Origin of the sequence: Bacillus sp. ISL-39 (genome assembly GCF_018613295.1) — a bacterium.
Classification (GTDB): Bacteria; Bacillota; Bacilli; order Bacillales; family Cytobacillaceae; genus Mesobacillus.
In genome coordinates this window covers 230119-249550 of the sequence record NZ_JAGGQM010000025.1, presented here as the reverse complement: position 1 = coordinate 249550, position 19432 = coordinate 230119, and the positions used below count along the sequence as shown (strand labels likewise).

The 19432-nt window shown below is 40.8% G+C and carries 17 protein-coding genes; 9 read left to right on the top strand and 8 right to left on the bottom strand.

The window, feature by feature from the left end; genetic code table 11:
• Nucleotides 1–92 precede the first annotated feature (92 nt).
• Nucleotides 93–3308: a M36 family metallopeptidase gene (locus J7E37_RS18085; protein WP_215025992.1), complete on the top strand. Its 3216-nt coding sequence runs from the start codon at nucleotides 93–95 to the stop codon at nucleotides 3306–3308.
• An 835-nt stretch (nucleotides 3309–4143) separates the two neighbouring features.
• Here J7E37_RS18085 and J7E37_RS18080 read toward each other — a convergent pair.
• A complete protein-coding gene (locus tag J7E37_RS18080; protein WP_215025989.1) occupies nucleotides 4144–4599 on the bottom strand; it encodes a GNAT family N-acetyltransferase in 456 nt (151 codons plus the stop codon).
• A 365-nt stretch (nucleotides 4600–4964) separates the two neighbouring features.
• Complete coding sequence (locus J7E37_RS18075) at nucleotides 4965–5786, bottom strand: STAS domain-containing protein (protein ID WP_215025987.1); 822 nt, start codon at nucleotides 5784–5786, stop codon at nucleotides 4965–4967.
• Between the two features lie 369 nt (nucleotides 5787–6155).
• Between J7E37_RS18075 and J7E37_RS18070 the strand changes: the two genes are divergently transcribed.
• Nucleotides 6156–6986, top strand: a complete 831-nt coding sequence (locus J7E37_RS18070) for an MBL fold metallo-hydrolase (protein WP_215025984.1) — start codon at nucleotides 6156–6158, stop codon at nucleotides 6984–6986.
• A 161-nt stretch (nucleotides 6987–7147) separates the two neighbouring features.
• Here J7E37_RS18070 and J7E37_RS18065 read toward each other — a convergent pair whose 3' ends face one another.
• Entirely contained in the window at nucleotides 7148–7768 is a 621-nt protein-coding gene (locus tag J7E37_RS18065; RefSeq protein ID WP_215025981.1) for an NAD(P)-dependent oxidoreductase, read from the bottom strand.
• A gap of 769 nt (nucleotides 7769–8537) precedes the next feature.
• Between J7E37_RS18065 and J7E37_RS18060 the strand changes: the two genes are divergently transcribed.
• The 4 genes from J7E37_RS18060 (at nucleotide 8538) to J7E37_RS18045 (ending at nucleotide 11912) form a co-directional block, all read left to right on the top strand.
• Nucleotides 8538–9725, top strand: coding sequence for a molybdopterin-dependent oxidoreductase (locus tag J7E37_RS18060; RefSeq protein WP_215025978.1), 1188 nt, complete (start codon nucleotides 8538–8540; stop codon nucleotides 9723–9725).
• Between the two features lie 378 nt (nucleotides 9726–10103).
• Complete coding sequence (locus J7E37_RS18055; protein WP_215026095.1) at nucleotides 10104–10565, top strand: CarD family transcriptional regulator; 462 nt, start codon at nucleotides 10104–10106, stop codon at nucleotides 10563–10565.
• A 586-nt stretch (nucleotides 10566–11151) separates the two neighbouring features.
• Nucleotides 11152–11352, top strand: coding sequence for a cold-shock protein (locus tag J7E37_RS18050; RefSeq protein ID WP_026694123.1), 201 nt, complete (start codon nucleotides 11152–11154; stop codon nucleotides 11350–11352).
• A gap of 236 nt (nucleotides 11353–11588) precedes the next feature.
• Entirely contained in the window at nucleotides 11589–11912 is a 324-nt protein-coding gene (locus J7E37_RS18045; RefSeq protein WP_251009734.1) for a ribonuclease E inhibitor RraB, read from the top strand.
• Nucleotides 11913–12059: 147 nt separating this feature from the next.
• Here the strand turns inward: J7E37_RS18045 and tnpB are convergent, their stop codons facing one another.
• Nucleotides 12060–13193, bottom strand: coding sequence for an IS200/IS605 family element RNA-guided endonuclease TnpB (tnpB, locus tag J7E37_RS18040; RefSeq protein WP_215025975.1), 1134 nt, complete (start codon nucleotides 13191–13193; stop codon nucleotides 12060–12062).
• Between the two features lie 315 nt (nucleotides 13194–13508).
• Here tnpB and J7E37_RS18035 point away from each other — a divergent pair, with 315 nt between their 5' ends.
• Entirely contained in the window at nucleotides 13509–14216 is a 708-nt protein-coding gene (locus J7E37_RS18035) for a M48 family metallopeptidase (RefSeq protein ID WP_215025972.1), read from the top strand.
• A gap of 258 nt (nucleotides 14217–14474) precedes the next feature.
• On the opposite strand, the gene J7E37_RS18030 is transcribed toward J7E37_RS18035, so the two are convergent.
• Nucleotides 14475–14987 (bottom strand): GNAT family N-acetyltransferase, encoded by a 513-nt coding sequence (locus tag J7E37_RS18030; protein WP_215025969.1) that lies wholly within the window; start codon nucleotides 14985–14987, stop codon nucleotides 14475–14477.
• 167 nt (nucleotides 14988–15154) lie between these two features.
• Nucleotides 15155–15373, bottom strand: a complete 219-nt coding sequence (locus J7E37_RS22530; protein ID WP_353050040.1) for a cupin domain-containing protein — start codon at nucleotides 15371–15373, stop codon at nucleotides 15155–15157.
• 549 nt (nucleotides 15374–15922) lie between these two features.
• On the opposite strand from J7E37_RS22530, the gene J7E37_RS18020 reads away from it, so the two are divergent.
• A complete protein-coding gene (locus J7E37_RS18020; RefSeq protein WP_215025966.1) occupies nucleotides 15923–16798 on the top strand; it encodes a hypothetical protein in 876 nt (291 codons plus the stop codon).
• Between the two features lie 27 nt (nucleotides 16799–16825).
• Here the strand turns inward: J7E37_RS18020 and J7E37_RS18015 are convergent, their stop codons facing one another.
• Together J7E37_RS18015 and J7E37_RS18010 are read right to left on the bottom strand one after the other, a co-directional pair.
• Nucleotides 16826–17008 (bottom strand): hypothetical protein, encoded by a 183-nt coding sequence (locus J7E37_RS18015; RefSeq protein ID WP_215025964.1) that lies wholly within the window; start codon nucleotides 17006–17008, stop codon nucleotides 16826–16828.
• 458 nt (nucleotides 17009–17466) lie between these two features.
• Nucleotides 17467–17955 carry a helix-turn-helix domain-containing protein gene (locus J7E37_RS18010; protein ID WP_215025961.1) on the bottom strand — a complete coding sequence of 163 codons (489 nt, stop codon included), beginning with the start codon at nucleotides 17953–17955 and terminating at the stop codon, nucleotides 17467–17469.
• 145 nt (nucleotides 17956–18100) lie between these two features.
• Between J7E37_RS18010 and J7E37_RS18005 the strand changes: the two genes are divergently transcribed.
• Nucleotides 18101–19399: an MFS transporter gene (locus tag J7E37_RS18005; RefSeq protein ID WP_215026086.1), complete on the top strand. Its 1299-nt coding sequence runs from the start codon at nucleotides 18101–18103 to the stop codon at nucleotides 19397–19399.
• The last annotated feature ends 33 nt before the right edge of the window (nucleotides 19400–19432 follow it).

The window sequence follows — 19432 nt, the reverse complement described above, 5'->3', positions numbered from 1 at the left end:
GTATGTATTTTGCCCTTGAGGCAGAGGTAAAACGAATGGGGCTCACGTATTCTTTCCTTGAAACAAGATTTTTCGAGGAGGGTTTTGCGTAGATGAAAAAAAGAAAGCTCGTGACGGCTGTCTGTTCGACGCTGCTGGCTGGCCAGGTTTTGTTGACAAGCGGAATACATGCTGATCAGGTTACAGGACCTGTGACCGCAGAGGGAGTCCATGAGGATCATGAGTCCCATCTGTATGATGTCCGAAATGTAGTAAACAGTGTTCTGCCGACCCAGAATCAGCTTGATGCCGCTAATACACTAGTTCAATCAGTGGGGGCAGGAACGAAGATTAAATGGAACTCTGTGTTTGGAACCCCATCGACCATTATCAAGGAAAAGGGATATTTGACAGCTCCTTCTAATGAAAGCGCTGAGACGATTGCGCGCAGCTGGCTAAAGGAAAATGCGGCGCTATATGGGCTGGAGGCCTCAGACATTGATTCATTTGTCGTTGCCAAAAATTTTGAAATGCCGGGAACAGGGCTTCGTCCAGTCACTTTGCAGCAAACATTTGATGGCATTGAGTCAGCTTACGGAGGACGAGTGATCATCGCGGTAAACAAAGATGGCCAGATCCTGTCTGCAGCAGGAAACCTAAGCCGTAAAACAGGCTTGATTGCAGACTTCGAGCTTTCAGAAGCAGATGCCTTAAATAAAGCTATTGAGCTGGAATTGCCAGACGCAAGCTTTGTTCCTAAGCTGTTAAGTGAGGAAAAAGGCTGGGCTGTTTTTGATGGAGGAGAGTTGCTGCCAGCTAAGCAGCGTGTGAAGAAAGCGACTTTTATTACGAATGATGGTGTCCGGCCAGCTTATCGTGTGCTTTTCATCAAGGAGCTGAATGAAGGCTTTGAGATGGTGATCGATGCAGCGAATAGCAAGCTTTTATACCAACGCTCTCTCGTTGACACTCTATTAGAAACAGAAGGACTCATTTTTGAAAACTATCCTGGTGCACCGGCTGGCGGAACTCAAGTTGTGAAGTCGTTTAAAGGGGATCCAAAGGCATCACCAAAAGGCTGGCTTATTCCTGGCACAAGCTTGGGATTGACGACATTTGGAAACAACGCCAACTCCTATGCGAACTGGAGCAACTTTTTAGTCCCTGCAGATCAGGCTGTTCGTCCGCTTGCGTTAGACGGCGATTTTAGCTACTTATTTAAAAACGCGTGGCAAAAAACAAACGGGCAAACGACACCGCCATCCTATGCAGAGGATTTAAACAGTGCAGCGACGAACTTGTTCTATCATCATAATCTATTCCACGACTATTTCTATAACCTCGGATGGACAGAAGCAGCCGGGAACCTTCAGCTATCAAACTACGGAAAAGGCGGAATGGACGGCGATGCCATCCTAGGTCTTGTCCAGGCAGGAGCGCTTTCAGGCGGTGCGCCAACGTATACGGGACGGGATAATGCCTATATGCTGACGCTTCCAGATGGAATTCCAGCGTGGAGCGGAATGTTCCTTTGGGAACCAATCCCAGGAGCATTTGAAGGACAATATGCAGATGGTGATTTTGATGCTGGGATCATTTATCATGAATATGCCCATGCATTGACTAATCGTTTCGTAGCAGGCGGAGAAGCACTCGGCAGCCACCAGTCGGGTTCCATGGGCGAAGGCTGGGGCGACTTCTTTGGAATGCACTATCTGGCAAAAAAAGGCCTTCAGGAAAAGCCGGTTGTCGGAGCCTATGTGACAGGGAATGCTGAACGAGGCATCCGCAGTTATTCACTTGATGAGGCGCCTTACAACTATGGAGATGTTGGCTATGATGTTGGCGGGCCAGAGGTTCACTCTGACGGCGATATTTGGGCAGCTATTTTATGGCATGTAAGAGATACATTAATTGAGCGACTTGGAAAAACGGAAGCAGAATCAGTCATCGAGCACCTTGTGATGGATGCGATGCCAATCTCTGTTCCGAACCCATCGATGGAAGACATGAGAACGGCGATCCTTGCCGCAGATTTTGAACGCTACGACGGAAAGCACTATGATGCTTTATGGACTGCATTCGCACAGCGCGGGTTAGGAGCAAATGCATTATCCAAAGGCGGAGACGATACAGACCCAGTTCCAGGATTCAACCATCCGGATGGACAGCGAAATGGCCAGTTGATTGGAAAGGTAGTTAACGCGGCTACAAATAAACCGATCCAGAATGCACGAATCATCATTGGTGAGTTCGAAGCAAGAACAAGTCCACTTGCGGTATCCGGGCAAAAGGGAGACTTCGGGGCATATATTGTAGAAGGAACTTATGACATTACGATTCAGGCAAAAGGCTTTGGTTCGAGGACGATCCGTGATGTTGCCATCAAGGCAGGAGAGAAGAACCGCTTGACGTTTACAATTGGACCAAACGTTGCATCATCCTTTAACGGAGCATCGATTTCCAACGTATCAGGATCATCGGACAGCAACCCGGTTAAATTTGCGATTGACGACACAGAAGCAAGCGTGTTTGCTTCAAATACGCAGGAAAATGGATTCCTTGGCGCGGACTTCACCGTTGACCTGGCGGGAGATGATCCAGTTGAAATTTCCCATGTTCAAGTGAGTGCCATGAAGGATATTTCCGGTTCACGATTTGCGACACTGAAAAACTTCAGTCTTCAAACGTCAATGGACGGTGAAAACTTCACGACTGTCTGGAAAGGGAAGTTTGAAGCCGGAAAGCCAAGGCCAACGGTCGCAGACCTTCATTACCAGGGTATCGATCTTCCGCAAACTGTGGAAGCAAAATACCTCAAATTTATCGCGCATGATGCACAGGACAATACAAAAGGCTTTGTTCAAGTGGCTGAGGTTCAAGCCTTCTCTGAGCAAAAATCAAAGATTGAACCGCTTGAACTAGAACCAGAAGAACCGTTTGTTGCGGAAGGTACTGTGCAGGCAGGAAATGCAGGAACAGGAATTGGAAGTCTGGCAGGTGTGCCAGCTACCCTGGCCGTGACAGAGAATGAGTTCGTGACAACGCAAAATCCAGAGCCGGCCTCTCAAGGCGTCGATGGATATGTGGTTACTCTACCAGAGCAGTATGGCGATGGCATCCATAATTTCACCCTAAAAGGCAGCAATGACGGATCGTATGACTACGATGTCTACTTCTATAATAAGAACTTTGAACTGATTGGGAGTGTCGCGACTTCTGGGGCGAACGAGGCAGGAGTCATTCCAGGCGGCACACGATATGTGTATGTTGGATTATATTCAGGAGCAAATGTACCGTTTACATTTACAGCGACGAGTCCTTATTAGGGATATCCCGGAAAAGAGCCTTAGGGCTCTTTTTCAGTTCTATTCATGTTCAGTTAATAGATAGTAGAAATGGACAGGTATTTGGGAAAAGTTTAATAATTTTACGCATGGATTTCGGGTGGTGAAACAAACCTTATTCATCGGGGGATATTTTCCTAACTAACCATTTAGGTTTCAGACAAAGGATCCTCCTCACTTGATTTGGCCTTAAAAAAATATATAATACAGGATAAAAACGTTTGTGGATGATGAAGTGAACACGCTGGTTCGAAGGGGGCTAATGCTGATCATATTTTCAGCTGTTATCTATGCATTTGATGTCTGGATTTCCTTTAACATGATCTATAGTTCTATTTAATCATTGCCGGGTTCCTTTTTAATAAGAGGGTGGATCAAACCCGGCCGAAAATTGTTCATCCTGCCCTTTTACCTGGTATCCCTGAATGCCTCCGTGATGCTTTACGATAAAAAGTCAGCCGCCCCATTAACCTATCTGATTACCTCCGGATAGAACCCTGTAGAAATCCTGGCAAACACATGGAAATGGAGCACCCCTCCAGAAAGCAGCTCATCAACTTCAATGTATGGAGACAGCGGTAATTCAGGAGGAGGAGGAGCTGGTGCTGATTAATACCTTAAATATCGTATGAGCGAACACCACCCAGAAAATGGGTGGTGTTAACTTTTGAAAGGAAGATAGTGGAAGCATCATTGTCATATAAAGATAGATGTTTGTGTATTTTAGGGATGGAAGAACCGTCAGTATGTCCCACTTTCCACGCTTCGTTTATTTCGCCCCCACGATTGTGATGCGAGAACCATCCCTGTGTTCTGCTTAAAGTTCCTTCGTCATAAATAAACTATTTGGATCTTCTACATAATCGGCAAATGGCGGACAGTAGTGGAAGCCGAACTTCTCATAAAGCTTCCTTGCAGGGAGGAAAGCCTCCATGGAACCCGTTTCCAGGCTTAGTCTTGTATAGCCATGCTTTCTTGCCTCGTCAATGATGTACTCCAGCACAACTCGCGCAACCCCTTTTCGTAGATGAGCAGAAGCAGTCCTCATCGATTTGAGTTCACCGTGCTGGCTATCAAGCTCCTTCAGTGCACCACAACCCATCAGCTGATCGCCATCCCAGACAGTCCAGAAGGAAATCTCCGGTTTTTTCAATCCCTCAAGATTCAGCGCATGAATGCTTTCCGGCGGGGAGTAAAGTGTCATTCCATGTAAATGCTCCCCAATTAACGAAATAACCTCTGAACCTGTTAAGTCATCCGCTTTGATTTCCATAATTAACCCCCCATAAACTTTCAATACGATGATAAACTAGAATTTGGTAAATTAGAAATATCATAACCTGCCGATATAAAAATAGACAACTAGTTTTTTATTACAAAGGGACATGGGGAAAGTTCGACAGTTCAATGGAGGGAGTTTTTAATTTTTTCCATTCTTCCATTAGTCTTAACTATTTCAGTTCCCAATGAGACGCGAGAACCGTCCCTGTGTCTCTGTAAGAAACATAGGGAGAAGTAATGTAAAGAATTAACACACTAACGCACCGGGGGTCTGACCCCCGGTGCGTTAGTGTGTTAAAGCAAACTCAATAATGTCAAAATAAAAGAAAAAGACCATCGAGTGGTCTTTTCCTGCAATTAAAGGAAATTTTTTAATGTCTCTTTAAGAGTCCCTCTTGTTTCTGCATCTTTTTCAAAAAGAATCCCTCCATGTACCATTGTTCTTACAAGGTCAGGTCGGAGTCCGGTCAGGATGGCTTTGCAGCCCATCATGGCCACTCCAGTCAGAATCTTTTGGAAATAGTCGATAACATCCTTATCCATCATGGCTACGCCTGATAGGTCGATAACTAAGTTTTGGAACCTTGTGTTGGCTATTTCGTTTAAAACTTTTTCTTCAATTATTCTAATTCTAAAGGAGTCAATTGTGCCAATTAGAGGTAAAACAGAAACAGTCTCACTTACTGGGATTATTGGGACAGACAAATGTTCAACCATTTCTCTTTGCTTATGAAGCATTTGATCTTTATATTTTGAGTAGCTTAGAAAGAAGCTGTTAAGAAATTGGTCTATTTGTTCGTTTATGAATTCTTCCATTTCATAAAAATCTTTTTTTTCATCAGTCAGGTTCTTTTCCTCATCAATGTCACTAATTATTTGCCAAAAAGTTCTTCTGATTGCTTGAACCCATTCTAATTTTAGAGATAGAGTTAGAGAATGTCCTGCCCAGGCAATTCCCTCCTCCTCTGCAAAAGTGATTAGATCCTTATCATTTTGATTAATTATGAAGAAAATTAATTTCCTGGCATTTTTTAAAAGGTCAATGTTCCCTTTTTCTAAAATCTCAGTGATTTTCCCCGAAACATTAATTGCTTGAGATAGTAAATTCTCATCAAATATCTCACCATTATCGTTAAAGTAGTTTTTGATTTCTTCTCTTAAATCATTGATGTTCTTCAATTTTATTACCCCCGAAGTAATAACTTTACAACTGATATTACATACCCTGTTAGACGGTTTATAAACCTATTTGCCTATAAAAATGCGAATATTTTTTTGAATTCTCAAAAGTTGGGAAAAATGAACCAAATGCCGTTGGGTGAGAGCACAGGGTGCGTACTCAGTGCTTTTTTTCAACGGATTAATTTTGGGAGCATAAGGTACGTGATATGCTATTTTCTGTTGTTTAAGTTATTTTAAAAAAATTCGATAATAAAATGTAAAAATCTCAGCCAAAAGTTGTAGATAGGTTACACCATTCTTCCGAAGAGATCGCTTAATGGTTTTCTTATACTAAAGATAAGAAAAAATCATAGGAAGGTGTTCAAAATGAACCATTATATATGCAATACTTGCGGAGTCCAATATCCCTATTCTGCTCATGCTCCTGAAACCTGCTCGATTTGCGCTGACGAAAGACAGTACATCCATCCGGATGGACAGTCATGGACAACGCTTCAACAGCTTGTAGATTCAGGGGAATATGAAAATACCATTGTCAAAGAAGAGGAAGGACTATACAGCATTACCACTACGCCTTCGTTTGCCATTGGGCAGACAGCCTATTTAGTCCGGAATGAAGGGTTCAACTTGTTATGGGACTGCATCACCTACCTGGACGAAGAAACAGAAAATGAAATACATGCTCTAGGAGGAATCGATGCCATCGCATTATCCCATCCGCATTATTATTCGACACAGGTTGAATGGGCTGAACGATTCGGAGCAAGCATTTATATCCACGAAGCGGATCGCCAGTGGGTCACTAGGCCGAGTGACAGGATCATATTCTGGTCTGGTGATTCTCTGGAGCTTGATGAAGGTGTAACATTGTATCGTTTGGGTGGTCATTTTAACGGGGGAAGTGTTTTATACTGGGAAAATGATGTGAACAAGCAAGGGGTACTTCTTACTGGTGATATTATTCAAATAGTGGCCGATCGACAATGGGTAAGTTTCATGTATAGTTATCCAAACCTTATTCCATTGCCAGCTAACAAGGTACAGGAGATGGCAGCTAAAGTCGCCGTTCTACATTTTGACAGACTTTATAATGCATTCCATCGTGTGATTAAGGAAGATGCCCATCAGTCTGTTCAAAATTCCGCTAAGAGGTATATTGAGGCTTTGGAGGGAAAGTTCGTTCCTATGAACAATTAAAATGTTCATTTGAAAATAGCGCCTGGTTGATAAAACTAGGCGTTCAATGGGAGCAAGGGGACGAACCTTATGCTCCTTTTTTCGTAATTGTTTTTGGAAGCAAAAGGTACGTCCCGCAGCTTATAGTGTAAGTGCAATTTTTCATAATATCGAGAATATTATTAGTAGGCGATTCCTACACGCGATTGGACATAATCGCTACTTTCTATCTGACGATAAGTAAATTCTGCTGTATCTGGAACTGATATTTTCATACCACCTTCTGGCAAAAAATTACGTTCAATTCGATATTGTCCTTCCCTTTCTCCATCTGGCAAATATGTAGGACATACAATCGTCCAATCGAGTGTTGATTGTCTCAGCATATCGTAAACTTTATGATGTTCTTCTGCTGCTCGGGTTGATTTACGTTTTGATTCACTTGACTGATAACGGATTACGGTTGGTGTAGTTCTACTTTGTAAGATCCCTGCGGTTCCTACCGTGATAATTCGTTGTATACCTTCATTTTCCATTGCATTGATAACTAGTGGCATACTTTCTGAAAGAGTGGTTGTGCCATCAGTATTAAGTGCACTAATAACTACATCAATCCCATGCATTGCACGTACTATATCATTTTTATTTAAAACATTCCCTTGAATAATGGTTAAATTTCCACTATTTATTTGAATCTTTTCTGGAGTGCGAACTAATACAGTAACCTGATGTCTATCATGAAGGGCATAAGTTAGTATTTGACTTCCAACTCGCCCAGTTGCACCTAAAATTAAAATATTCAAAAGTGTAATCCTCCTATTTACGAATACCAATATTACAATACACTATAAATGCTATTATTCCGTCTTTTACAGCACTCTTCCAATAACCTGAAGATTTCCTTCTTTATCTAAACTGCCCTGTTGAATAAGCTTCTTCTAAATTTACCATATAACTCCCCGACGAACATAATGTGTTTAGGAACTCATATATTGGGTGCCAAGTCATGCTGAATCACATGCGATTTAGCACACCAAATTTTGATATATCAAGGTTAATGGCGTTTTATCATAAGAATAAACACTGTAATTAACACACTGATTAGGATTATGAAAGTGGCATTTTTATGTTGTTTTTTCGCGTTTTGCACTCCAAAAGAGTGCCCGTTATGTCCATTGGCAGGAAAGGCCTTTATTTTGTTTTTCATCACTCATGAACTGTCATATGTCTTCCATCGGTACCATTCTAGCCCATTGAAATTAGAATATACTATTGCTAGTAGTCTATAATTATAGATTATTGGAATATGAATCTTGTGGATGTTGGTGCGATTTATCTATCATGCCCTTCATGTTTGAAAGGTATTTTGAATGGTCTTGTTGTTCAAAGACTTAAGCAGATGTAAACAGAAGGCTTCTCTCATATATTATATTGGGTCACGAATGCCACATGGAAACCGTCCCTGCTCCTTGTTCAGCATTAGGGAGTGGCAATAGGTGTAAAAAGTATTGTCGGCACAGATAGACGCTTCAGGTTCAGGCTTCTGAATAAGCGAGAGGTGGGTGCAGCGAAATGTGGAATAGATTGAAAAGACTTCATCATCTGAATGGATATGCTACCTTATTTTTATTCATAAGTGGGATCTTGCTTTTCATTCCTTCATTAAGAGGGCCGTTGGCTTCATACCGTGTCATGTTGAAGGATGCCCATATTTGGATTGGTTTTGCAACGGTTGCCTTCCTTCTGCTTTATTTCCGCTATTTTGCTTTCCATTACAAAGTCATAAAAAAACAACCAGGGAAGAAACGGAATCTTGCGATGGTTATTGGATTGATCATTGGCTGGATTATTAGCGGTACGGTTCTGACGTTTCAAAGGAGTCTTCCTGAAGAACTCGTTCAAGTTTCATTGATCGTACATGATGTTTTCACCTGGATTGGTCTGCCGGTCATCCTTTTTCACTCAGTGACTAGATCAGTATGGTTTAGGAAAAGTTCAGATCAACTGCATGAAAAAAAGAAAGAACTATATGCCTTCAGCCGCAGAGGATTTTTCAAATACGGCATTGTCACTTTGCTTGCAATCTTTTTGGGTCCATCTATATATAAATGGCTAAAACAAGTGATGGATGATGGAGGGTCGACACTGCAGGAGGTGGCGCTGAACAGCACAAATGAGCTCTCGCCACTGCCGATTCCCACCACGCAATCCTCCCCTCCAATTGGTGGAGGGTATGAAGGCAAATTCCGTGTTTATACAGTAACGGAGACACCGGTTTTTACGAATGAAAACTGGAATTTTACGATTGATGGATTGGTTGATGAACCAGTGTCGTTGTCATGGGAAGAATTCGTCAAATTGAAGAGGACTGTCCAGGTCAGTGATTTTCACTGCGTTACGGGATGGTCCGTGCTTCATGTCACATATGAAGGCATCCTGCTGAAAGATCTCATGAAGAAGGTAAAGCTGAAAGAGAACGCCTCCCATCTAAAGTTTTATTCGGGTGACGGTGTCTATACTGACTCATTATCCCTTGAACAGTCAGCTTTGGATGATGTCATGGTCGCTGTGCTCATGGATGGAGAGTTGATCCCGTCAGATTATGGAGGCCCCGTCCGGCTGATTGTTCCCAAAATGTATGCCTATAAATCCGTGAAATGGCTTGTCAGAATACAAGCTATCGATCATGTACACGAAGGCTACTGGCAAGTGAGGGGATATGATACCGACGCATGGGTAGGATCAAAAGAGACAACTTGAGCTAATTGTACAGAATGATGGAGCGTGTACGAATAAAGGCAGCAAACATGGAGCAAGGGTGACGGACCTTTTGCTCCTTTTTTTTAGACAAGGGGATGGTTCCGGCGTCTAGTGAATGGAAAAATTATAACCATGTAATCTCTAGTACAGTCTCGTACGGCATGGACTCAAATAAGAATACTCAATGCACTTCTATTATTATTTCGGTTCACGATTGAGACGAGAGAACTGTCTCTGTGTCTCTGTGTTTACTTTTTTTTGATTTTTAAAGAAAAAATAGTTGACACCAAAAATAAATTTATGATATTATGATAAATTTGCTAAAAAATAATATATATGTTAAGGTTAAGAAGGTTACCATATATGGAGGTGGATTATTTGTTTCAAATTGACGATACGATTGTTTATCCAATGCACGGAGTAGGTATTATTAAAGCTATAGAAGAAAAGGAAATCTCAGGGGAAAAACAACAGTATTATGTCATAAAAATGTTAATCGGTAATATGCAAGTCATGATTCCTGCGGGTAAAATATTGAATTCAAATATACGACCTGTTACTGACATAAGTGCAATAAAACACATCATTAACATTTTTCAACATGGAGAATCTGATCGATTACTTCCGTGGAAACAAAGGTACAAACTGAACGCGGACAAAATGAAAACAGGTAACATTCAAGAATGTACGGAAGTTGTACGTGATTTACTGCGTATAAAGAAAGAAAAAGTGCTTAATACAAGCGAAAAGCAAATGCTAGATAACGCACATAAATTTTTGATCAGTGAACTGGGATTAATTAAAGGGATTACTGATCATCAAATAAAAAGTTTCTGTTAAGGTTTCTTTCATACATTTCCCGAAAATATTCTTTTCCAAGACATTCAACTTCTCCAACTCACCTGTAGAGCATGAACCTCTTTTGTTTTTTTCTACAACCTAATCCATTTTTATTACTTGAATTTCCTTTACGAACGTTTGAAGTTTCATCAAAAACTCGATAAAATAGTCACTTGATTTTTGCAATCCTGATTCACACTGGCACGGACTAGGAGCCGTAAGGATGAAAGAGAGGTAGGGCTTTCATTGTTTTAGGGATACAATTTATTATTTAAGTCATTATTCAAGAAAAAAACAATCAAATTCACCTCTGTCTTTAAAGAAAAGAGCCCAATAAATAGTGATATCAACCTAAAAGCAGAGGGATTCAGTTTTTGAATCCACTGCTTCTTTTATTGCAATCGACTTTCATCACATTTGAACCGTAACGTTCTCATCCTACTAAAGTCCCTTGCAATTTTTCCTAAATCTTGTTATTCTTAGGTAGAATTATTTTTGTTCGGTGTAAAGTTCGACTCTTCGTTCTAATGATCACTTTGGGCAAGGATAGTAATACAATGTGCATTAGCACTAGGAGGCAACAAACATGGAACAAGGTACAGTTAAATGGTTTAACGCAGAAAAAGGTTTCGGATTCATCGAGCGCGAAGGTGGAGAAGATGTATTCGTTCATTTCTCTGCAATCCAATCTGAAGGCTTCAAATCATTAGACGAAGGTCAAAAAGTTACTTTCGACGTTGAGCAAGGTGCACGTGGACCTCAAGCTGCTAACGTTCAAAAAGCTTAATTTTGATATAGCATACCGAAACAGACTCCAAAAGGGTCTGTTTTTTTATTTTCAAAAAAACAGCAATAAAAAACCCTACTCAACGAACGAGTAGGGGCATGGAACCGGTAAAGTAAAAAATTTAAAGCAAAAGGTTATTTACATTATAACACAACAATCTCATAATCAAATGATTAGCAGAAATTTAGCAAGTGCATGATAATGACAACATCGAAGGCACACAAATGGAGGAATGGATGATGAAATTTCCAAACGACGCGGATGGAGAAGCATTGCGCAGTTTGTTTAATGAAGGTGTAAGTTTTAAAAAGCCGCAGCCAGTCGAGTTTTTTATAGCTGTGCCGGATAAGGCAACTGGCGAGAAGCTTCTGCCCGTATTGAAGGAAGAAGGCTTTCATGGCTTGCTCGAGCAGGATGATGAGACAGATGAGTGGACTTGCGGTTGCTCGAAAAGGATGCTCCTTAACCATAGCGAATTAAAAAAAGTGCAGGAAAAGCTGGATAAAATAAGCAAGCCTTACGGCGGCCATTCTGATGGCTGGGGCGTATTTATAGATTGAACTACTCACCACTTAACTCCCTTTCGGATAGTTTGAAGTGGGAGATTCTTGGGAACAGAGCGTACTTGTTGGCGTATTTCTTTGCCAACAGAGGTTTCTCTTATTGACCAAGCTATCCCCGTAGATTCCTACGGTTCTATATTTTGTTTAAGCCAGAACTAAGGTTCTTAAGCCTTCGGCGAGGATGTTTTTGCTGGCATTTAGATCTCTATCATGATGTTCATGGCAAACAGGGCAACTCCAATCCCTTATTTCAAGAGACTTCTTGCTATCTAGATGTCCACAACGGGAACAGATCTGGCTGGACGGAAACCATTTGCTTATTTTCACGATTGTTTTGCCGTACCATATCGCTTTGTATTCTAATTTAGTTACAAAAGCAGACCATGATACATCAGAAATTGACTTTGCTAACTTATGATTGCGTAACATTCCTTTGGTGTTCAAGTCTTCGATACAGATCATATCGTGGTTTTTGATAATCTCTGTACTTAACTTGTTAAGGAAATCGTCACGCTGGTTCATGACTCTTTCGTGTAATCTAGCCACTCTACACTTTTGTTTCTGATAGTTTTTTGCATCAAGAAGGGTTATGCCTTTGTTCTTAGCATTCAACGCACGTCTTGAAAGTTTTCGCTGTTCACGTTTTAGTTTCTTTGCCATTTTAGATGTGAATCGATGATTGTCAATCCTGCGACCATCAGAAAGAATGGCAAAGTCAGTGATGCCTAAGTCTATACCGATAGATGATTCCGTATTCTCCAATGGCTGTACTTCTAGTTCTGTAAGAATGGAGACAAAGTATTTGCCACTAGGATTTCGCCTAACAGTGGTATTTAGGATACGACCTTGTACTTCACGACTCTTGGCAAAGCGAACAAGACCAAGTTTCGGTAATTTGATTTTGCTGTCCACAATGGCAATGTTATGGTTTGTTTCTTTAGTCGTGTAAGATTGTACCTTATTCTTTTTAGACTTGAAGCGTGGTGCTTTATTTTGTTTCTTGAAGAATCGAGTATAAGAATCAGCGAGGTTTTTCAGGGAGGATTGAAGGGCAATGCTATCAACTTCTTTTAGCCATACTAATTCCTTTTTCAGTTTCGTCAAACCAGCAGAACAGGAATTGTACGTTAATCCTTTGCCAGTTTCTTTGTATATATCATTCCATTGTCCTAAAAAGTGATTAAATACAAAACGACTGCATCCGATTGTTTTAGCGATTAAGATTTCCTGTTCCTTGGTCGGATAAATCCGGAATTTGTAAGCTTTGTTGACCAACATTGTTCTCACCTCACTTTAGCCTTTGATTTTCAAGTACTGTTTAACTATGTTGATTGGCAATCCACCAGTCAAATACTTTATCATCAAAGAATTTTCTACGATATTTTACAACTCGGACAAGACAAGATGTCATTCTAACATCAGCCTTTCTCTTATCTAAGACTGATTATATCAATAAGGGTATGAAGTGGGCAAAAAAAAGCCTCTCGGCTATCGCCTAACCGACATTCATCTCCCACTTATCGTTGGGCTTCACCCTTCACACGATTGAAGAGGGAGTCTTCTGTCGGAAAATGATAAAATGCAGGTGATGACATGCTTCATACTTTTTTAGGTGAAACAATCGGGTATGATTTGATTTATAAAAATCGGAAAACAATCGGCATTTATATGGATTTGTACGGCCATGTCGAAGTCCACGCTCCTAAGGGGACCTCAGATGCAAGTGTGCTTCAAATCCTAGAAGGCCAATGGGACTTGATCCTGCAAAGGGCGAAGGAAATGAAAGGCCGGGCCTCAGCCGGTAGGGAAAAAGAGTACGGACCAGGCGGACAATTTCTATATTTGGGCAGGCTCTATCACATTCTGATTTCACAGGATGAAGATATCGAAAAAGACAATGCCGTGTTCGAGGCTGACAAGCTCCACGTATACGTGAAAGAGCAAAATGAAGAGAGCATCAAACAGGCTTTGAAGCGATTTTACTATCAGCAGTGCAAGGCATTAGTCGAAAAACGGGTTAAATTTTTTCAAAGCGAATTCAAAATAAAGCCGCGCTCGATTCGAATCACGGACAGTAAGACGAACTGGGGAACGTGTGATTCCATGAGGAATTTGACATTCAATTGGAAGCTGTCCATGGCACCAATGGAAGTGATTGATTATGTTGTCGTCCATGAAATGTGCCATATGGTCCATATGAATCACGACCGTTCATTTTGGCGGCTTGTCGGAAAAATCATGCCTGAATATGAACGGTATGAGCGCTGGCTCGCGGTGTCGGGGTGGAGGATGGAGGTTTAGTGTAGCGGGGGTGATAGATCCTCTCAGCGGAGCAAAAAACTTCAAAAATATTATCCTTATACTAGTCCACGAAGGCTACTGGCAAGTTAGGGGATATGATACCGATGCATGGGTAGGATCAAAAGAGACAACTTGAGTCCAATCTTGTACAGAAAGATGGAGCAAACGCAGCAAACAGGGAGCAAAGGGTGACGGACCTTTTGCTTCTTTTTTTGTGATAGTTTTTGGAAGAGAAAGGTCCCTTTGCTTCTGAACCCATTATTTTGCTATGTTAATGGCGTAAAGCTTAAGCTCCTCATCGCTTTGAGGAAGAGTCACGTATCCTTCAAGTGCTAGACCAAGCTTTTCAAGGAGTTTAGAGGAGGAAACATTGTCTTTGGTTGTAATGGCAACGATCCGATCTAATCCTAATTTACGGGCATATTCCAAGGTTCCTTTGGCAGATTCAAACGCATATCCTTTTGATTGATGTTGTGCAAGAAAGGCATATCCAATATCGACATCCTCTAGCCCATCCCGTTTAATCAAGCCGCATAAACCAACCGGCAGTTGACTCTCTTTTAGTTCAACCACAAAAAGACCGAACCCAAATCGTTCATACATCTTTCTTGGCCCTGTCAAAATATAATTCTTAGCATCCTCAAGCGAACGAATGCCTTTATCTCCAATAAATTTTAGCCATCCTGGTTCATTCAGCAATTTAAAAATAAACTCTTGATCACTGACTTCTAGCCAGCGGAGTTTCAAACGTTCCGTCTCAAATACAAGCACATGCATACCTCATTTCTAAAAAATAGTTCAGTGTAGCATTATCTTATCATTATAGAAAGTTTTCGAGAGGTTTTTTCTTCATTTTTTCGGTTCACAAGTGCGACCCAGGAACAGGCCATGTGTCTAACTCCACGTCCCATTTCTCCCGTCCTTACTCATCGAACTTCTTACCTTGACAAAACAACTAAAAACCGAATCGTCTGATCTGTATGATTGTACCAGTAATGTGTTTCGCTGGCGAAAAAGAACCAGGATTCTCCTTGTTGCAGTTCGATCATCTTGGTACCAATTTGCAGTGTCAATGTTCCTTCTATTACATATACGAATTCATGGCCGCTATGTGAAAATGGTTGTCCGTTGCTTTGGTTTGCTGGGAGAGTGACCAGTATAGGGTGAAAATCTGGATTTAAAACTTGCTGCGGGAAGCACGGGAACTACCAAGTGCTTCTTGTCATCTGACTAATTTTGGAAACATAAGGTACGCCCCTATACTTCGCGGCTATTCAGGGGGAGACAGCGGAGGTGGTAGTGATGGAGGAGGGGCTGGGGCAGATTGATCGTATGCTTAATTGAAACGGAAAAAAGAACTTGTAACCATTCCTGTAAAAGGATTTAGGTGACAAGTTCTTTTTATATAGAGGACATAGGCCAGTTACTACCTCTTTTATTGCGATTTCAGAACGGGACTTGAGACCCATATGCTTTATAAATTGATAAAAATTTCCCAACATGCTTCAGGTTTTAATATGGGTAGAAGGTCAAACTTAAGGGGTTTACGTTTAAAATTACATAAAATAGATGAGTATTTTCCCAATAAAATCTCATTTTTTTACAATTTAAAAGTATATTTATCGTGATATTATGAAGTTGTAATTGTAAAAAAATGAAAGAGGAGGAATTTTTTTGAAATAAGATTATTTTTTTCGGTAGCACTCATGTCTTTGTTGCTCATTGGAACATTCGGATCAGGAAATTTTGCCAGCGCTGAAAATCAAAAGAACAAAAGGGGTGATATAACCACTCAAGAATATCAAAACCTGCTTAACTTGGGGTTCACAGATGAAGAAATTGAATTTATGGATCAAGAAGAACTGGAACAAAATAAAAACTTAAAAGGTAAAGTAGTCGGACAAGACATAAATTATGTAAAAACAACCCATGGAACCGAGACAAAAGTTGAAAAACTTGATGAAAAAACCTATAAAGAAGAAGTAAATAAGGTAAAAGAAAAAGAAAAGAAAACGAGTGATATATCTGCTCAGCTAAGTAAAAGCACTACTACAAGCTACAAAACAATGACTACTTCTGTTGTATTGCTTTCGGGTAGCACTTATCGTGTAAAAAATAGTGTGACTTGGGATAGAATGCCGATGTATAGCTATGTTGATGTTACTGGAGTGGGTATAAACGAAGCTTACTGGGGACCTCTTCCAGGAACTGAATACGGAAAACAAAATTGGAAAACTTGGAGCTATTGTAATGGGTATCTAAATGGAAGTGCGACTTATACTAAGGATAGCACGAAATGGAAAAGGGGATCTGGCGGATACTCATTGAAAATCAATCTTCCCGACGATGAAACGACTGGAGGCTGTGCAGCCGATAGAGTGGAAGAACTTTCTAGTTATATGTACTATAGCGTTTCACCAATGACCTCAACCAATAGACTTGACGCTTACGGACAATATGCACATCAAGAATCAAATTATACACTTACACCTTCAATTTCTTTATCAGGAGTTGAATTTTCAGTCTCTCCATCTAAGGAATTTTCATTTCACCCTAATACTCATGTTCTTTACTGGAGATAACAAGAATGCCTTCTTTTGAAGGCTTTTTTAGTTATTAAATTTTTTCTTTATGAAACTCCTTAAATCAATAAAGAGATAAGTTAGTCCAACAAAAATGAATATACCCACAATCCAATCTTTATTATCCCGAGGAAAGTATCCCTCAAAACCATTAAGCAAGTAAAACAAAAATCCAAAGGAAATATAAATAGCCCCGATTAACTGACGCATCGTAAACGACTCCTTTATTTTGTCTTTAATAGATAAAAAATTAGTAAATTAGTAAATTCATCAATGAGACTAAACCATATTACTTCTTCTCTAACTCCTTAATAAGCAATTACCTATGGTGAAATGGAAGCTATGTGTTGAAACTGCAAAGCTTATTTTGTTTTGAACAGGTCAATAGGGCTTTGCTGTCTAATTTAATTTGTCAATAGTATAGCTATCCAATATGCCATAATTTCGACCATCATATAACAATTTCCTTCTTTGCATATCCCAAAAATGTTAGAGAATACATATTGATAAGCCCCTTAGTTAATATCTTGTTTTATATGGGAGTACTAAAGTCTACAGATTACAATATGCCTGTTATCTGATGAATAGTATAACTGAAGAAATACTTCTAAATTTAACTCCCACGACCACCAGGGGATTAGAAACGTCTCCGTACTTACCAAGTCCACTTACCTTGACGACACAACCAAAAATCGAATGCTCTGATCTGTATGGTTGTACCAGTAATGCGTTTCGCTGGCGGAAAAGAACCAGGACTCTCCTTGTTGGAGTTCAATCATTTTATTGCCTATTTGAAGTGTCAAAGTTCCTTCTATTACATAGACGAATTCATGGCCGCTATGTGAAAAGGGTTGTCCGTCGCTTTGGTTTGCTGGGAGTGTGACGAGTATGGGATGAAATTCTGGATTTGATACTTGCTGTGTCAGGTCTTTATAATGGAATGAAGATTCACTCACAGGTTCATTATTACTTGGAAAAAAGGTACTTGGATTGACGCCAAGAACTTCGGATATTTTACGAAGGGACTCTAATGTGACACTGGACTTTCCTCGCTCTACTTGTGACAGAAAGCTGATGGACACCCCGGCCCCTTCGGCAACTTCTTTCAAGGTCATTTTTTTTTCTTTACGGATTTCTTTCAGTCGCACACCGATCATAAAACTCCCACCTTCCTAATTACTATTTTTAACATAGAAGGAGATTGTGTCAATTTGAACAAAGTTGACAGAATATTAACCATTATCTAAAATTTAATTGAAGTATCACTTCAATTTTAAAAAGGAGGAAGGGAAAATGCAACAATTGGACAAGAAAACAACTTATCGTGTATTGATTGCCAGCCTTGTTGGCAGTTCCATTGAATGGTTTGACTATTTCTTGTATGGAACAATGGCCGCACTTGTATTTAACCAGTTATTCTTTGTCAACGAAGATCCAACAGTAGGCTTGCTTTTAGCGTATGCATCGTTTGCCCTTTCGTTTTTCATCCGACCATTTGGAGGAATTATTTTTAGTCATATTGGAGATCGAATCGGCCGGAAAAAGACACTCGTTTTAACATTGAGCTTGATGGGCGCTGCGACATTTGCAATGGGTATTCTGCCTACATATCAAGCTATTGGTGTAGCTGCACCGATCATTTTGATTACACTTCGTCTGATCCAGGGACTTGGAATCGGCGGGGAATGGGGAGGAGCACTGTTGCTTGCGACTGAGTATGCTCCGCCAGAACGCAGAGGATTCTTCGGTTCCATTCCGCAGATGGGTGTGACAATCGGAATGGTGATGGGTACACTCGCTCTTTGGCTAATGAGCTTATTGCCTGAGCAGCAATTCATGACATGGGGCTGGCGCGTGCCATTCATCTTTAGTGCATTGCTCGTCGTCTTCGGGTTATGGATTCGAAAAGGAATCGATGAGACACCAGAATTCAAGGAAGTTCAGCAAAAAGGTGAAATTCCAAAGCTGCCAATCGTCGATACCCTTCGCTATTACTGGAAAGAAGTGCTGATCACCATCGGTGCGAAAGTGGTGGAGACCGCTCCATTCTATATTTTCAGTACGTTCATTGTTTCCTATGCGACAAGCACTCTAGGATTCAGCCGCTCTGCTGTGTTAGGTTCCGTCATGGTTTCAACTGTCATTACGACAATCCTTATCCCAATCATGGGAAGTCTGTCAGACCGCGTTGGCCGTAAGAAAATGTATATCGCCGGTACATTAGCGATGATGGCTTTCGCTTTCCCATATTTCTGGATGATTCATCAAGGCAGTGTACTCATGTTGGTTTTGGCGACAATTATCGGCCTGGGGATCATTTGGGCTCCGATTACGGCAGTACTTGGAACGATGTTCTCAGAAATCTTTGATGCCAAGGTTCGCTATACCGGGGTTTCACTAGGTTATCAAATCGGGGCCGCAGTCGCTGGCGGTACAGCGCCACTCGTTGCCACTGCGCTGCTCGCATCATTCGATAATTCCTACGTCCCAGTTGCACTCTACATCATGTTCACTGCAGTGGTGTCACTGATTGCAATCTGGGCAGTGAAAAGTCGCGTTGAACCAACTGTGATCACTGGTAAAATGAGCTCGGCCAAATAATTTGGCCGAGTTTTTTCATAAAAGGAGAGATTC

Excerpts from the sequence above, each read along its gene's own strand:
- J7E37_RS18015 (WP_215025964.1), bottom strand. The coding sequence starts at position 17,008 with ATGCGTCAGTTAATCGGGGCTATTTATATTTCCTTTGGATTTTTGTTT.
- J7E37_RS18070 (WP_215025984.1), top strand. The coding sequence starts at position 6,156 with ATGAACCATTATATATGCAATACTTGCGGAGTCCAATATCCCTATTCT.
- J7E37_RS18035 (WP_215025972.1), top strand. The coding sequence starts at position 13,509 with ATGCTTCATACTTTTTTAGGTGAAACAATCGGGTATGATTTGATTTAT.
- J7E37_RS18020 (WP_215025966.1), top strand. The coding sequence starts at position 15,923 with ATGTCTTTGTTGCTCATTGGAACATTCGGATCAGGAAATTTTGCCAGC.
- tnpB (WP_215025975.1), bottom strand. The coding sequence starts at position 13,193 with ATGTTGGTCAACAAAGCTTACAAATTCCGGATTTATCCGACCAAGGAA.
- J7E37_RS18080 (WP_215025989.1), bottom strand. The coding sequence starts at position 4,599 with ATGGAAATCAAAGCGGATGACTTAACAGGTTCAGAGGTTATTTCGTTA.
- J7E37_RS18045 (WP_251009734.1), top strand. The coding sequence starts at position 11,589 with ATGATGAAATTTCCAAACGACGCGGATGGAGAAGCATTGCGCAGTTTG.
- J7E37_RS18060 (WP_215025978.1), top strand. The coding sequence starts at position 8,538 with ATGTGGAATAGATTGAAAAGACTTCATCATCTGAATGGATATGCTACC.
- J7E37_RS18010 (WP_215025961.1), bottom strand. The coding sequence starts at position 17,955 with ATGATCGGTGTGCGACTGAAAGAAATCCGTAAAGAAAAAAAAATGACC.
- J7E37_RS18085 (WP_215025992.1), top strand. The coding sequence starts at position 93 with ATGAAAAAAAGAAAGCTCGTGACGGCTGTCTGTTCGACGCTGCTGGCT.
- J7E37_RS18050 (WP_026694123.1), top strand. The coding sequence starts at position 11,152 with ATGGAACAAGGTACAGTTAAATGGTTTAACGCAGAAAAAGGTTTCGGA.